The sequence below is a fragment of the Staphylococcus cornubiensis genome (genome assembly GCF_900183575.1).
Taxonomy (GTDB): domain Bacteria; phylum Bacillota; class Bacilli; order Staphylococcales; family Staphylococcaceae; genus Staphylococcus; species Staphylococcus cornubiensis.
The window spans coordinates 1-15,146 of the sequence record NZ_FXUZ01000024.1 but is presented as its reverse complement, the minus strand read 5'-3'; the positions used below and the strand labels follow the sequence as shown (position 1 = coordinate 15,146).

At 36.1% G+C, this 15,146-nt stretch carries 13 protein-coding genes and 1 riboswitch; of the genes, 8 read left to right on the top strand and 5 right to left on the bottom strand.

Features of this window, described 5'->3' with window-relative positions; genetic code table 11:
- Positions 1-489 precede the first annotated feature (489 nt).
- The 4 genes from CCE82_RS12155 to graF form a co-directional block, all read right to left on the bottom strand.
- Positions 490-1,281, bottom strand: a complete 792-nt coding sequence (locus tag CCE82_RS12155) for an energy-coupling factor transporter transmembrane component T family protein (protein ID WP_086429624.1) — start codon at positions 1,279-1,281, stop codon at positions 490-492.
- Complete coding sequence (locus tag CCE82_RS12150; RefSeq protein ID WP_086429623.1) at positions 1,278-2,681, bottom strand: ABC transporter ATP-binding protein; 1,404 nt, start codon at positions 2,679-2,681, stop codon at positions 1,278-1,280. The genes CCE82_RS12155 and CCE82_RS12150 overlap by 4 nt, the downstream gene beginning before the upstream one ends.
- An 11-nt stretch (positions 2,682-2,692) precedes the next feature.
- Positions 2,693-3,268, bottom strand: a complete 576-nt coding sequence (locus tag CCE82_RS12145; protein WP_086429622.1) for an ECF transporter S component — start codon at positions 3,266-3,268, stop codon at positions 2,693-2,695.
- Positions 3,269-3,391: 123 nt separating this feature from the next.
- A riboswitch (TPP riboswitch) is annotated at positions 3,392-3,491 on the bottom strand.
- A 615-nt stretch (positions 3,492-4,106) separates the two neighbouring features.
- Positions 4,107-4,238: a glycopeptide resistance-associated protein GraF gene (gene graF, locus CCE82_RS13200; RefSeq protein WP_206184394.1), complete on the bottom strand. Its 132-nt coding sequence runs from the start codon at positions 4,236-4,238 to the stop codon at positions 4,107-4,109.
- A gap of 343 nt (positions 4,239-4,581) precedes the next feature.
- Between graF and auxA the strand changes: the two genes are divergently transcribed.
- The 5 genes from auxA (at position 4,582) to ptsP (ending at position 9,971) form a co-directional block, all read left to right on the top strand.
- Complete coding sequence (auxA, locus tag CCE82_RS12140; RefSeq protein ID WP_086429621.1) at positions 4,582-5,916, top strand: lipoteichoic acid stability factor AuxA; 1,335 nt, start codon at positions 4,582-4,584, stop codon at positions 5,914-5,916.
- 142 nt (positions 5,917-6,058) lie between these two features.
- Positions 6,059-7,228 (top strand): class I SAM-dependent rRNA methyltransferase, encoded by a 1,170-nt coding sequence (locus CCE82_RS12135; protein WP_086429620.1) that lies wholly within the window; start codon positions 6,059-6,061, stop codon positions 7,226-7,228.
- Positions 7,229-7,288: 60 nt separating this feature from the next.
- Positions 7,289-7,819: a DUF697 domain-containing protein gene (locus CCE82_RS12130; protein ID WP_086429619.1), complete on the top strand. Its 531-nt coding sequence runs from the start codon at positions 7,289-7,291 to the stop codon at positions 7,817-7,819.
- A 164-nt stretch (positions 7,820-7,983) separates the two neighbouring features.
- Entirely contained in the window at positions 7,984-8,250 is a 267-nt protein-coding gene (locus tag CCE82_RS12125) for a phosphocarrier protein HPr (protein WP_086429618.1), read from the top strand.
- Positions 8,250-9,971, top strand: coding sequence for a phosphoenolpyruvate--protein phosphotransferase (gene ptsP, locus CCE82_RS12120; RefSeq protein WP_086429617.1), 1,722 nt, complete (start codon positions 8,250-8,252; stop codon positions 9,969-9,971). Before CCE82_RS12125 ends, ptsP begins: the two co-directional genes overlap by 1 nt.
- 229 nt (positions 9,972-10,200) lie before the next feature.
- Here the strand turns inward: ptsP and CCE82_RS12115 are convergent, their stop codons facing one another.
- Positions 10,201-10,434, bottom strand: a complete 234-nt coding sequence (locus CCE82_RS12115) for a glutaredoxin family protein (RefSeq protein ID WP_086429616.1) — start codon at positions 10,432-10,434, stop codon at positions 10,201-10,203.
- A gap of 207 nt (positions 10,435-10,641) precedes the next feature.
- On the opposite strand from CCE82_RS12115, the gene CCE82_RS12110 reads away from it, so the two are divergent.
- The 3 genes from CCE82_RS12110 to CCE82_RS12100 all read left to right on the top strand — a co-directional run bounded on the left by CCE82_RS12110 (position 10,642) and on the right by CCE82_RS12100 (position 13,826).
- Positions 10,642-11,985: a cytochrome ubiquinol oxidase subunit I gene (locus CCE82_RS12110; protein ID WP_086429615.1), complete on the top strand. Its 1,344-nt coding sequence runs from the start codon at positions 10,642-10,644 to the stop codon at positions 11,983-11,985.
- The gene (locus CCE82_RS12105) at positions 11,985-13,004 is read left to right on the top strand and encodes a cytochrome d ubiquinol oxidase subunit II (protein ID WP_086429614.1); all 1,020 of its coding nucleotides are present in this window, start codon (positions 11,985-11,987) and stop codon (positions 13,002-13,004) included. Before CCE82_RS12110 ends, CCE82_RS12105 begins: the two co-directional genes overlap by 1 nt.
- Positions 13,005-13,166: 162 nt before the next feature.
- Complete coding sequence (locus CCE82_RS12100) at positions 13,167-13,826, top strand: potassium channel family protein (RefSeq protein ID WP_014614257.1); 660 nt, start codon at positions 13,167-13,169, stop codon at positions 13,824-13,826.
- Positions 13,827-15,146: the final 1,320 nt, after the last annotated feature.

Below are 15,146 nucleotides of genomic sequence, written 5' to 3'. Positions count from 1 at the left end.
AACAACTCATCATTTTCCTACATATTTAGTATAACACCTAGAAAAAATTTTTAAAATTAGCTAGGTGTAGTTCAGTGATGCCAAAATACTTAAAAAAACACTTGCAAAACAGTAAGAAAGGGAAGCCATGAGGGCAATCAAAAACCACAAACCATAAGGAGGGCAAGTTTACCAAAAATACTGCATCTATAGCATCAAAAATTTTTATGACCTATCCCCTTTAGCTGTTATGGATAGGGTGTTTAATCTACAACTAAAACTAAAAGCGTAAATCCTTTATGATGAGGTCGATGTGGCTATCATCATAGAAGTGTTTACGCTTTTTTGTTTGAGTAGATGTATGCAAAAAAATTCCCTTTATTGACTGTACAAAATCAATAAAGGGAAACGATTTCCTTTGCAGATGGTTATTTATAAACGGGATTAAAAAAGGAAATCTAAACCTGCCTTTTCACATCGTCGAGATCATGAAAACGCAAAATCTACGCATTATCGCGCGTCAGTAATACCAGTAATAGGTAACACGTGAGCAAAAGAGAATGCTAAAATGACAATCACCACTGTAATTACAATAAGAATCAAATCTTTATAAGAAAACGGCACATGGTAATAATATGTTCGAGGCCCGTCTTTAAATCCTTTTTTCTCCATTGCGACAGATAAGCGGTGTGCTTTTCTAATATTTTGACTGAGCAAAGGAATTAACAAATGTTTCAGACGTTTGAAGCCCGAATAGTTGCGATTATCAATCATTTGATAACGCATTTTTAAGGCATTACGCAGTTGGAAAAGTGATTCTAACATGAGCGGAATCATACGAAATGCTGCCATAAAAGCATAAGCAATTTTTGGTTTCACTTTTAAATGTTGCATTAAACTGTAAAATATCATAATGACTTGTGACGTAAAGGCAATGGCCAGCCCAAAATAACTTATGGTCATTGTTCGAAACGAGAGGTGTAGGCCACGTACGAGACTTTCTGTACTGATTTTTACAAAGCCGAACGCCAGCAATACATGTTGACCATCACCATAAAAAATCATAAATAATGAAGAGGTGAGGGCAAAAAATGTTGCCAGTGCTGTAAAAGTGACCACGACTTTCCATTGTGTTCCTGCGACAAGCAACATAAAAATGAGTATCAACGTCGCAAGATAGATCATAAAATCAAAATTATGGATGAAAATAATGAAAAAGAAGAGGATAATTCCTAAAAATAACTTAGTCACAATATTAACATCATCCATAAATGTGTGACGTGTTTTCCAAGACTCAATCATGCGCGCACCTCCTCAACTTCAAATAGTTTGCCGTCCTTGACTTCTATTCGTCGAGAAGGATAACGTTCGATGATATGGGCATCATGTGTGACCATTAAAATCGTTTGACCTTGCTGAACACGACTTTGGAATAGTTCAATCAATTTAAAAGTGTTGTGACTATCCAATCCGAATGTCGGTTCATCTAATAAAATAATATCTGCGTTCGTGCTTAATGCTGTCGCTACACTTAGTCGTCGCTTTTGTCCCATTGATAATTCAAATGGATGTTGACGTGCGACATGTTCCAAATCAAGTAGCTCTAACATTTCAGCGGTTTTCGCTTTCGCATGTTCAGGGTCCATATGGTGATAGTTGACCCATATTTCATCAAAAACACTATTTTGTATAAATTGAAGTTCAGGATTTTGATACACTAAAAACATATGTTCAGCGGCATCTTTAATTTTAGTTAATTTCTGCTCGTTATAACGCATGTTCCCCTTATAACGTATCAACTGCATCATTGACTCTAATAGTGATGTTTTACCCGATCCATTTTTTCCTGTTAACGTAATCCATTCTCCTGGTCCAATATCAAATGACTCGATTTCATATAACGTACGACGGCCCCTTTGAATTGCGCCTTGTTCGAATGAAAATTGAAAATCTTGAGAAGTCGATTGCGTAGTATGTTGCGACAACGGTGCATGAGACCACGCTTTTGGATGCCACACGCCGTATTCACTCAATAAATCCTCAAAGTGCGACATAATATATTCAGGTGTGCCTTGTTGCACAATATGTCCATGATGATTCATTAAAATGACCCGGTCAACGTGTTGCCAAATATGTTCAACTTTATGCTCGACAATCAATACGGTTTTGTCAGCCCATAAAGATTTAAGCAAGTTCCATAAATTTTCAGTCGCCTCTACATCTAACATGGCAGTCGGTTCGTCAAGAAATAACGTATCTGCCCCTTGGAGTAACGTTCCCGCAATAGCGAGTTTTTGTTTCATACCACCGCTCAATTGATGAATACGTTGCTTCGGATTGACATCAAGGCCGACATATTGTAATGCTTGTTGAATGCGGGCATCCATGTCTTGACGAGGGATTTGCTGGTTTTCTAAAATAAATGCCAACTCTTCGTTCACTTGTGGCATACAAAATTGTGAATCCGGGTCTTGGAAGATGACACCTGCATTTTGTGAGATTTCTAATGCGTCATATTTCATCGGTAAATCAATTAAATGCGGGACAATGCCACTTAATACATTTAATAATGTACTTTTACCTGAACCAGAAGGCCCAAGTAAAAGTACTTTTTCTTTGTCTTTGATTTCTACGTCAATCCCGTCAAATATTTTATAATCTGCACTCGGGTATTTTAAACGTAAATTTTTAACTTTTAACACGATAGGTCACCTTACAATGCATCATAATCGTCTTTTGAAGCAGGACGAAATAGTTTAGTCACACCGGTCTGATCCAGTGCCTTAACGAGTAAGTATGGGAAAATACCTGCTAATACCGCACCACTAATGACACGGAAAGAGATAAGTAAAATTAAGTTCCATGTTGCGACTTCATTTAAATAGCCATAGTACCAATCAATAGGTAAGCTAATAATTGCGGCTGCCATACCTGCAAGGACAGATACCATTAAAGCACGAGATTTGTAGCGGAAAATCGCAAAAATAATCTCACAGGCTAGACCTTGAAGTAAAGCGTAAATAATCGTTGGGATATCAAAACGTCCCATTAAAATTGTTTCACCAGCACCTGCAGCAAACTCTGCTAACAAAGCAATCCCCATTTTAGGAATAATGAGGTATGCCACAACTGCAGCACTAAACCACATGCCATACATCAATTGATCAAGATGTAAACCTAATGGCTGTACTGTATTATTGACAATCCACCACAGATTATAAATGACTGCAAAAATCACTGATACGAGTACAGTGACTAGGATGTCTGACAAAGTTAAGCCTTTTTTCATTGATAAATTCCTCCCCAAAATAAAAAATACGCATATCTCTCCAACCAGAGACAGGCGCATGCTGTGCTAATGTATGTATAGACAACCGAGTTTGAATGACAGACGCCATTCTTCGGTGTTTTATATCATAGCGAAACACTTTCCTACGCTAGTATCATCTAGTTCAGGTTCGAAGGGTTTGAGGTGACACCTCATCTCAGTTTTCACACCCCTAGTGTGCGTATTTAATTGATAATGTCAATGTACACCGAGAACATTGAAAAGTCAAGGTGTCAAACTACTGATGAATTAATATTTGTAAAACCATGAACTATTAAAAATGTATAAATTGAAACAATAAACCCGCAAATTGAACAGTGGCCGCATTGTCATTATAAAGATAACGAAAAACAATAAAAGGATTTTTAGCGCAATGCACAGTAAAAGAGAAGCAACAGTTCATGGCAGATGAAAGGTGATTCAAAGCAAACCATGAATGTTATTTTTTAAGTATTGTCTCGTTCAATTGAAGTGACATACTAAAGATTGAAAGAACAGCTCGAGAAGACCGAGGGATTAGACGTAGCCGAAAATCCAATTTGGCTTCTCCTTAGTGTATACTTTAATAAAGCCAAATTTAGTTGAGGCAAGTCCTGGGAAAGCAAGAGCTAGTTCGTCAATCTACAAGATACATCTCAATGAAACGAGTGATATCGAAATGCTTTAAGGACTAAATGTTTTAAAGACGAAATGATTTAAACACGCAATGCTTTAAACACTGATTGTTTTTAAACGAATAAAAAAGGAACAGGCCTCAATCAGCCTATTCCTCATTAATCAAACAAAAGCAGACAAACGATTATTCAAAAGTCTTTTGAATATCATCCTTTGTTTTTTTTGCACCATCTTTAGCCTCTTCAGCTTTATCTTTTAACGCATTCTCTTTATCTTTTGCTTGTTCAGCAGCTTTTTTCAAATCTTTTTCACTCATTCAAAACGCCTACCTTTCAAATTGTTTGTATCCTCACTATAACCTTTATGTGCACAAACTAAACATTTTTACTTTGCATTTCTTATCGCAAGCAACATGATTAAGCTATATTACGAAAATCTATTTTGAAATCGTACGTTTAAAAGGTAATGATTTTTGATATACTTAACTAATCAATTCATAGTAAAAATAACTAATGATAATTAAGATATTTGAAAGTGAAAATAAAAGCGTTTTATTATAGTAGTGTAGATAAATGGTATAGGTCATTCTGGAGACTGATATTTTTGAAATATAAAGACAGGTGACAAGAGTTCGTATATAATAGCTTTGAGGTGAGAGGATGTCTTTGTTAAACAAATACACCGAAGTGATTTATAGCTATATTATCGGTGTGCTTTCAATTTTATTAAGCGTCATTATTTTTATTAATATTCCACTCATTCAACAGTTTAAGTCAGGCAAACAACCGAGCACAAATATCGACAATTTGTGGGATTTTATTATGGCTTTCTTTAATGAAATCATTCGTGTCATGAGTCAGTATATTGGTGACATTCCACTCGCGAGCGGTATTGTCATTTTATTGTTTGGAATTTTAATGATTTTTATTGGTCGAACATTAACGAATACAACACGATTTGATTATGACATTTCAATATTATTTTTATTAGTCGGCATTATTTTCTTCGTATTAACATTAATTTTTATGTCTCAAGTTTATGGTTGGATTGCATTTGTATTTATTATTCCATTTCTTGTGCATATCGGTTATATCGCATATAAAGACGAATTAAATCCATTGCACCGTAAAGAACATTATTTATGGATTATTTTCAGTTATGGGATTTGTTATATTATTACGCAAATTGCGCTATATGCCCGTATTGAAGCGAAAGATGTTGCTTCAATTGATGTGCTAAGTATTAATACATTTTTTGTTGTTTTATGGTTGATTGGACAAATGGCAGTATGGAACTTCCTCTTTTTACGTCGTTCATTACCAGTGTCTGAAGAAGAAATCACTGGAGAGGCAAGTGAATATTCGAGAAGTAAAAAGTATCAATTTACAAATACTTCTAAAAATCATTTCAAAGACTTTCAAGATCGCACGGCTGAATTCACACAGGATATTTCGCATCGTACGCGCCGTAGCATTGACTTAGAAAAGTTGCGTAACAAGCGTGAAACACTCGCAAAAAAATGGTTTTCATGGGCTAAGTTAGAGGAAGACGATATTCCAACATTCCTTAAAATAAGACCTAAATGGTTGAATCGTAACTATGTCATGATTGCTTGTGGCGTCATTTTGTTGTTCTTTATATTGTTAGAGTTCAATAATCGTAATGCGTTATTTATGTCTGGTGATTGGCAATTATCTCAAACACAATACGTTTACGAATGGGTGAGCTTACTTTTATTACTCATTGTTGCGATTGTATTTATTTTTACAACAGTTGTGAGAATGTTGAGAGGTAAGTTTTATTATTTACAACTATTCATGATTAGTATTTTATTCTTTAAATTGTTAACGGAATATATTGTGATTATATTCCACGGGCTATTGTTATCGATTTTCATCACGCCAATTCTTGTATTAATGTTAGTACCTGCAATTGTCGCGTTCGTCTTACAATTGAGACAACCTGTGGACATTCAAGTGAAAAAGCATCAGTAATTGAAAAATGGTTTTAATCAGAGACTGGGATATTAAGCTTTCCCAGTCTCTTTTTATGATGTACGGTTTTGGTTGGAAGATGTCATTGTGAAATCATCCGTGTTAAAATCAGAATAATGATAAGAAGAGAAAGGCTGATAAGATGAAAACGGCTATTTTAAATAAAGGTAAAGAAGAAAAATATTTTAATCAGTACCCACTTGTGGAGGAAGAGGATTTATTTGAACACGATCGACTAGAAGAAGGCGATGTCTTTCAGCTATTGACTTCAACTCACGTGTATGTTGCGACGTGTTATGTAGGGCGTCAACATAAAGGATTAGGTTGGGTATTGACGTATCATGAAGAAGAAGCGATTGATCAATCATTCTTTGAACAACTGTTCGAACAAGCGCTTGAAGTCCGACAATACTATTATCAAATTGAAGGGACCAATGCATTTCGCTTATTTAATGGTGAGGGTGATGGTGTCGGTGGCCTAACTATCGATAATTATAACGGTCATTTATTAATTCAATGGTATTCTGAGGGGATTTATCGTTTTCGTCAAAATATTGTTAGCGCGATTAAAAAAGTTTATGATTATACATCTATTTATGAAAAGACACGTTTTAAACATCAGACGATTGAAGGCGGCTTTGTAGATGGAACAGCCCCTGAATTTCCGATTGTCGTTGAAGAGAATTTCACGTTTTACAATGTGCATCTTGATGATGGTCCGATGACAGGGATATTCTTGGACCAAAAAGAAGTGCGTAAAAAAATTAGAGATTATTACGCTGAAGGACGTCAATTACTTAATTTATTCAGCTATACAGGTGCTTTTTCAGTCATCGCTGCTACAGGTGGAAGTCAGACGACGAGTGTAGATTTGGCTAATCGCTCACGTCAGTTGACTGAAGAGAACTTTGGCTTAAATGGCATAGATCCTAAATCACAACAGATATATGTGATGGATACGTTTGATTACTATAAATATGCACTGAGACACAACTTAAAATACGACACGATTGTCATTGATCCACCGAGTTTTGCACGCAATAAAAAGAAGACATTTTCTGTGACGAAAGACTACGACAAGTTAATTGAAGGGGCACTACGAATATTGAATCCGGGCGGCAGTCTCGTGTTAAGTACGAATCATAGTGCGTATGCCTTAAAAGCATTTAAAAATATGGTGAAACGAACTGTTGAAAAGCAAGGGCTCACGTATGAAATGAATGAAGTGATGGGTTTACCTAAAGATTTTAAAACACATCCGCATTATAAACCATCGAAGTATTTAAAAGTGATTTTTATTACAATAAAGTAGTAGAAATTGTTGAAAAGGGTATAAAGGTTAAGACTTTTCATAATGAGGTGAATATGGAAAATGAATTTTAAACGAAAAATTTCTGAAACGTTAGGAAATAAAGTACTGGCTATTGAAACAATTAGTCAAAAAGATGCGTTGCCAAAGACTGAGCAAGATATACGCGCAAGACGTGAACGCGCTGAAGCAATTGTACGAAAAAAGGCACTGTTATCGTCGGGGGCAACTGTCGTACCGATTCCAGGATTTGATTTTGGAATGGACATGAAATTGATGCGTGATGTCATTGAAGATGTGAATAAAATTTACGGTTTAGATCACCAACAAGTGAACCAAATGAGTGATGACATGAAAAACCGCATTTTGATGGCAGCAGGTATTCAAGGGAGCCAATTAATAGGTAAAAAGGTGTCTAGTGGCTTATTGAAAGTGTTTGTACGTGATGTTGCTAAACGTACAGCTGCCAAACAGACGCGCTGGTTCCCAATTGTCGGTCAGGCTGTATCAGCTTCAATCAGTTATTATTTTATGGTTAAAGTAGGTAAAGATCATATTCAAAAATGTGAAAATGTAGTAAAATCATTACTATAGCATGTAAAAATTTTCACAAAGCACTATCAAAGGCGTTCAAAATCGAGATGTCGGGGCATTTACGAATTGAATTTAAATATAGAATTTGGTAATGTAATGCTATATAGCGAAGTTAAATATAATTTATGCTAGTAAATCTAGAAGTAGAAGGAGTAAGATGACAGATGGAACAACAATCATATGTAATTATTGACGAAACAGGTATTCATGCACGTCCTGCAACGATGCTTGTTCAAACAGCTTCAAAATTCGATTCAGATATTCAATTGGAGTATAACGGCAAAAAAGTAAACTTAAAATCTATCATGGGTGTTATGAGCTTAGGTGTTGGTAAAGACGCAGAAATTACAATTTATGCTGACGGTAGCGATGAAAAAGACGCAATCGCATCAATCACTGAAGTCTTATCTAAAGAAGGATTAACAAAATAATGTCAAATATTATTAAGGGAATTGCAGCTTCGGATGGTGTTGCTATTGCCAAAGCGTATCTGCTCGTAGAACCCGATTTAAGTTTTAGTAACGAAAAAACGGACAACCCGGAAGCGGAAGTCCAAAAATTTAATGAGGCGCTTAAAAACTCTAAGATTGAATTAACGAAAATTCGTAATCATGCAGAGGAGCAATTAGGTGCGGATAAAGCAGCTATCTTTGACGCACACTTACTTGTTTTAGATGATCCTGAATTAATTCAACCGATTGAGGAGAAAATTAAAAATGAAAGCGCAAGTGCACCTCAAGCATTAACTGAAGTGACACAAAACTTCATTACAATTTTTGAATCAATGGATAACGAATATATGAAGGAACGAGCTGCGGATATTCGCGATGTTTCTAAGCGTGTGTTAGCGCATATTTTAGGGGTAGAATTACCGAATCCGAGTATCATTGATGAAAGCGTCATCATTGTGGCTCACGACTTGACGCCATCAGATACTGCACAGTTAAACAAACAATATGTTCAAGGATTCGTTACAAACATTGGTGGTCGTACTTCACATTCAGCAATTATGAGTCGCTCTCTAGAGATTCCTGCTGTGGTAGGTACAAAATCCATTTCTGAATCTGTTCAACAAGGCGATATGGTCATTGTTGATGGTTTAACTGGGGACGTTATTGTTAACCCTTCAGACGATGAAATTAAAGCGTATCAACATAAACGTGAAACTTTCTTTGCAGATCGTGAAGCATTGAAACAATTACGTGACGAGCCATCAAAAACAAAAGATGGTCATGAAGTTGAACTTGCGGCTAACATTGGTACACCAAATGATTTAGAGGGTGTGCATAACAACGGTGCAGAAGGTATCGGTTTATATCGTACTGAGTTCCTTTACATGGGTCGTGACAACATGCCGACTGAAGATGAACAATTTGAAGCATACAAAAAAGTGCTTGAATCGATGGACGGTAAACGTGTTGTCGTACGTACGTTAGATATTGGTGGGGACAAAGAGTTACCATATTTGAACTTACCAAAAGAGATGAACCCATTCTTAGGTTACCGTGCGATTCGTTTGTGCTTAGATCAACCGGATATTTTCCGCCCACAATTACGTGCATTATTAAGAGCTTCAGCATACGGTAAATTGAATATTATGTTCCCAATGGTGGCAACAATTCAAGAGTTCCGTGATGCTAAAGCGTTACTTCTTGAAGAAAAAGAAAACTTAAAACAAGAAGGCGTTGAAGTGAGCGACGATATTGAATTAGGAATCATGGTAGAAATTCCATCAACAGCAGCACTTGCAGATGTTTTTGCGAAAGAAGTGGATTTCTTCAGTATTGGTACAAATGATTTAATTCAATACACGATGGCTGCAGACCGCATGTCAGAGCGTGTTTCTTACCTTTACCAACCATATAATCCATCAATCTTGCGTTTAATTAAACAAGTGATTGACGCATCTCACCAAGAGGGCAAATGGACAGGTATGTGTGGTGAAATGGCTGGTGACGAAACAGCAATTCCATTATTACTTGGTTTAGGATTAGATGAGTTCTCAATGAGTGCAACTTCTATCTTAAAAGCACGTCGTCAAATTAAAGGTTTAAGCCGTACTGAAATGGTACAATTAGCAGACCGTGCATTGAACTGTGCCACTGTTGATGAAGTTGTTGACCTTGTCAAAGAGAAAACAACAAAAGCTTAATTGAATATATCAAAAGAGATTGAGTGATTATTTTTTACTCAGTCTCTTTTTTTATGCCGAAAAAAACTTGTTGTCTTTGATATTGTGAAAAAGGAGGTATGTATAGAAGGACGATAAAATTTTATAAATAAAACAAAAAAGGAGCAGGGATGCAATAGAGTTTCCCTACTCATATCTATTGACGGACTTATCTCCATCTACACAAATGAAAGCTATACCGATGGGGTGATTACGCTTGAATGCCCAGCTTTTTGTTCAATAAATCTAAATCGACTTGATACATCGGTTCATCATCAATCAAAATAAAAGGTGTTGAAAAAGCATCACGTTCAATCATTTCGTTTCGATACGTTGAATTGGCAATGTTTCGTTCTTCAAATGAGACATTGTGATTTTCAAGATATTGTTTGACGAATGAACAAGGGGGACATTCATTTTGTGTGTAAATAATAACTTCTGACATAAAGACGCCTACTTTCATAGCATTTGTTGTTACATCTTAATCGACCGTTCCATAAATTGCAAATGAACCGTCTGAATAAAAATGACAAATTTTAGACATGTCAACAAATTGTCAATGTATTAATGAACAAAAATATATTAATGTAACCTACTTATTGTATATAATTAATGGACGTTTTCATTATAGTTTAAGTAAGGAGGTCATGAAATGGATGCAGTGGATATTAGCCGGTTTTTAACAGGTATGACACTTGCAGTCCACATTATTTTTGCAACGATTGGTGTTGGTATGCCACTTTTCTTTGCAATAGCAGAATTTATCGGTATTAAAAAGAAAAGTGCTCAATATATAGCGTTAGCTCAACGTTGGGCTAAGGGATATACGATTACCGTGGCAGTAGGTGTAGTAACAGGTACAATCATTGGTTTACAGTTATCATTACTATGGCCGACATTTATGCGAATAGGTGGGCACGTCATTGCTTTGCCATTATTTATGGAGACTTTTGCGTTTTTCTTTGAAGCGATTTTCTTAAGTATTTATTTATACACATGGGATCGTTTTAAAAATCAATGGATACACTTTTTCATTAGTATCCCAGTGATTATTGGAGGAAGTTTTTCCGCTTTCTTTATTACGTCGGTCAATTCGTTTATGAATACGCCGGCAGGTATGGAAATTAAAGATGGTCGTATGGTCAATGTGGATCCGATTGCAGCAATGTTTAACGCATCATTTTTTGTAAGATCTTTCCATGTTATTGCGACAGCGCTTATGACGATGGCGTTCATTTTAGCGAGTATTGCAGCGTTTAAGTTAATCAAAAACAAAATTGAAAAGGATCGACGTTATCATCAAGCAGCACTGAAAATTACGATGATTGCAGGATTGATTTTTTCAATGTTATCGATGTTAGCAGGGGATTTATCAGCGAAGTTTTTACATCAAGAACAACCTGAGAAGCTTGCTGCATATGAGTGGCATTTTAATACAGAATCTCAAGCGGATCTCGTGCTATTTGGTGTACTCGATGAATCAACACAAGAAGTAAAGGGCGCCATCCATATTCCAGGCGCGTTAAGCTTTTTATCGGATTCAAGTTTTGATACAGAAGTAAAAGGACTCAATGAATTTCCAAAAGATGAATTACCACCGTTGATTGTCCATTATTTCTTTGATTTAATGGTATTCTTTGGGATATTTTGTTTCGCTATTTCATTAGCTTATGTGATGGCGTTATGGATTAAAAAATTCAACCCGCATCATAAGTTATTGCTTTATGCTACGTTGTTAGGTGGTCCAGCAGCGATGTTAGCGATTGAGTTTGGTTGGTTCTTAACTGAGCTTGGACGTCAACCGTGGATTGTGAGAGGCTTTTTAAAAGTACAAGATGCCGCGACAGATGCAAGTGGTCTTGTCTTTGTGACGATTTTATTTGCGATACTTTATTTCGTGTTGTTATTTTCAGCGACATACGTGCTTGTAAGAATGTTTAAAAATAAACCTGCCTATCAGCACATTGAAAGATTAAATCTGAGAGGTGATGCATGATGAACTATGAAATCATTGGTATAGCAGTGTTGTGGATTTTCTTGTTTGGTTACATCATCGTTGCTTCTATAGATTTTGGCGCGGGATTTTTCTCGCTACACGCAAAATTATTTGGACAATCTCATTATATTAATGATTTAATTCAACGTTATTTAAATCCAGTATGGGAAGTGACCAACGTATTTTTTGTGTTTTTCTTTGTAGGTATTGTAGGCTTTTTCCCAGATACAGCTTACTATTACGGTACAGTTTTACTTATTCCGGGTTCTATCGCACTCATTTTACTCGCGATTAGAGGGGCATTTTATGCTTTCGAAAACTATGGTCAAGATAGTAAGTTGTCATGGCTCATGTTGTATGCTGTATCAGGATTACTCATTCCAGCTTCATTATCAACAGCGTTAACGATTTCAGAAGGCGGTTATTTAACAGAATCAGCAGCAGGTAAGATTGATTTAGATTGGACGGAATTACTTTTAAGCCCATTCGGTTGGGCGGTTGTTCTGTTAGCGATTGTGTCTGTACTGTATATTTCATCAGGATTTTTAACATTTTATGCCCACCGTGCTGAGGACAAATCAGCGTATCAATTAATGCGTAAATGGTTTTTAATGTGGGGCGCACCGATGATCATGATGTCACTGTTTGTCTTTTTATCATTAAGAATTCAAAATGAAGCACACTTTATGTCAGCAGTTTTTGATTATGGATGGTTATTTATCATCAGTTTGATTTCATTTGTCATTGCAGGTGTGCTGACACTCTTGAAAAAAGCACATGGCATCGCCTTTATTTTCGTTGTGATTCAAATGGGCACAGCCTTTTTCGGATATGGGTTAAGCAAATTGCCTTACATTTTATATCCGTACGTGCACATTGACGATGCAGTCACGAATGATAGTATGGCGCTAGTTTTAACCATCGCCTTTATCGGTGGTTTAGTGTTATTGTTACCATCACTCTTTTTCATATTTAAATTATTCGTATTTGATAAAGATTACGTGCGTGGTAAAAAGTAAGAATGTCTCACGATAGTCCAGTAAAACGGTGCATCATTGAGCATTTTGTAGTAATATAAAAATAGCATTGAAAACATGTGTGGCTTAGAGCGGAAGTGGAACCCATATCCGAACGCTTTGAGCCCACATTTTTGATTTAAATTTGATTTCAGGAGGCCAAAAATGGATAAAGAGTATGTAGTCATTGGTCTAGGTCGCTTCGGTGGCAGTATTGTAAGAGAATTGAATGCTTTAGATATGGATGTTATGGCTATAGATAAAGATGAAAACCGTGTCGATGAATACAGTGATATTGCGACACATGCCGTTGTGGCTGATACGACTGACGAAGCCGTTATGAAAAGTTTAGGAATCCGAAATTTTGATCATGTCATCGTGGCAATTGGTGAAAATATTCAAGCAAGTACATTAACGACATTGATTCTTAAAGAACTCGGTGTTAAAAAAGTGACTGCTAAAGCACAAAACGATTATCACGCCAAGATTTTAAACAAAATTGGTGCCGATACAGTCGTGCATCCTGAAAGAGATATGGGGCGTCGTATCGCACATAATGTGGCGAGTGCGACTGTGCTCGATTATTTAGAGCTTTCTGATGAACACTCCATTGTAGAAATTAAAGCGAGTGAAACGATGGCCGGACAAACCCTTATTGATTTAGATATTCGTGCGAAGTTTGGGATTAATATTATTGCGATTAAAAGAGGGAAGGAAATCATCGTTGCACCCGATCCAGATATGGGATTAGAATTTGATGATATTTTAATTATGATTGGTCACGATAATGATTTAACACGTTTTGAAAAGAAAATGGCACATTAATCATTGAGAAGTGGAATGGGGAGACTGTTCCGCTTTTTTGTGTTCATCGTGAGTGGTTAAACAGATGATAGAGATAAATGTAATGTGAAAAATTAAGTGTACTTTTTTATTTTAATGCGTTATGATATGAACGGGGAGATTAAAAGTGAAAATTGATTATGACAAATGTGGTATCCATCCATTTGTAGTCAGTTAATCCACTATCCATTGCGTTGATTCGGGTTATGTCACGCCTAAAATTTTAAGAATATTCTGATAAAAGGTGGTTGCTATGAATGTGATAAACTTTATAAGACTTGTAACGTTCCTCGTGTTTATTAGTTTTATTGTTGTTTACTTTACGATGGGTTTTGAATGGTTAGGTCACATATTAATATGGATACTGCTCATTCTCACTTTAATTTTTCGACATTATAAAATTAAAGAAGACAAAAAGCATGGTTGGTAATAGCGATGGATTGTTTTATAAAAAATCGACAAAATTAGCGAAAAATGGATAAAAATCTCTCGTGTATAGGACGAACGACATTGCGCTTTTCAGTCCTTTACACATAAAAAAACAGAGACGAAGACATTATGTTTTTCTAGTCTCTGTTTCTATTTATGGGCTAATATCCATGACTTAGGATTAAACCGTCGAAAAATAAGAATGTATTGGACATAAATAATTAGATGCTATTGAGTTTATTCATTTAAACAACTTGCCCTAAGTGACTACATTTGATGTAAGGTTGCCCGGAAGGCTGAGACTCCTGAGGGATGAAGTTGAAAACAAAATGTCAACTTTTAACTTTGATAGCGGCTACTGTTTAACGCAGTAGCTGTCTGACTTCTCAATACTAATGCTTTTGAGAAGCCTAGTCAGCCTTTCGGGGGCAGTACGACGAAATCTTTGTTGCACATAAGATTTCTGTACTACTCCCAAAATCCACCAACGCTTCTACAAATGTAACAGTAAAATCAAAGCGTTGGTGAGTTGAAGGATCAGCGCCTCGGAAACATATTAAGATAGTAGTGAAGAAATTATGACGATAGTTTCTTCACTACTTATTTTTTATAATAGGTAGTTGAGAGAAGTTAAATCGAACTTCCCTTGGATTTTAAAATTCGTCCGGAAACTGATTGGCTTCACTCCCTTATGAATTTTGTTTCAATATGTAGGCTCTAGAAGTCGTGTAAGAAAATAAAGTGACTAAGGATTATGAGTGAAGGTTCGCTTATCTCAAAAATTAATTAAGGAGGCGTTTTATGCACATTTTTGGTATTGATATCAGTAAAGCATCGGCAGTTGTGGCACATTATGAAGATGAAACGTTCGTT

What these genes read in the sequence shown, in the direction of transcription:
- CCE82_RS12155 (WP_086429624.1), bottom strand. Translation starts at nt 1,281, where the DNA reads ATGATTGAGTCTTGGAAAACACGTCACACATTTATGGATGATGTTAAT.
- CCE82_RS12145 (WP_086429622.1), bottom strand. Translation starts at nt 3,268, where the DNA reads ATGAAAAAAGGCTTAACTTTGTCAGACATCCTAGTCACTGTACTCGTA.
- graF (WP_206184394.1), bottom strand. Translation starts at nt 4,238, where the DNA reads ATGAGTGAAAAAGATTTGAAAAAAGCTGCTGAACAAGCAAAAGATAAA.
- auxA (WP_086429621.1), top strand. Translation starts at nt 4,582, where the DNA reads ATGTCTTTGTTAAACAAATACACCGAAGTGATTTATAGCTATATTATC.
- CCE82_RS12135 (WP_086429620.1), top strand. Translation starts at nt 6,059, where the DNA reads ATGAAAACGGCTATTTTAAATAAAGGTAAAGAAGAAAAATATTTTAAT.
- CCE82_RS12130 (WP_086429619.1), top strand. Translation starts at nt 7,289, where the DNA reads ATGAATTTTAAACGAAAAATTTCTGAAACGTTAGGAAATAAAGTACTG.
- CCE82_RS12125 (WP_086429618.1), top strand. Translation starts at nt 7,984, where the DNA reads ATGGAACAACAATCATATGTAATTATTGACGAAACAGGTATTCATGCA.
- ptsP (WP_086429617.1), top strand. Translation starts at nt 8,250, where the DNA reads ATGTCAAATATTATTAAGGGAATTGCAGCTTCGGATGGTGTTGCTATT.
- CCE82_RS12115 (WP_086429616.1), bottom strand. Translation starts at nt 10,434, where the DNA reads ATGTCAGAAGTTATTATTTACACACAAAATGAATGTCCCCCTTGTTCA.
- CCE82_RS12110 (WP_086429615.1), top strand. Translation starts at nt 10,642, where the DNA reads ATGGATGCAGTGGATATTAGCCGGTTTTTAACAGGTATGACACTTGCA.
- CCE82_RS12105 (WP_086429614.1), top strand. Translation starts at nt 11,985, where the DNA reads ATGAACTATGAAATCATTGGTATAGCAGTGTTGTGGATTTTCTTGTTT.
- CCE82_RS12100 (WP_014614257.1), top strand. Translation starts at nt 13,167, where the DNA reads ATGGATAAAGAGTATGTAGTCATTGGTCTAGGTCGCTTCGGTGGCAGT.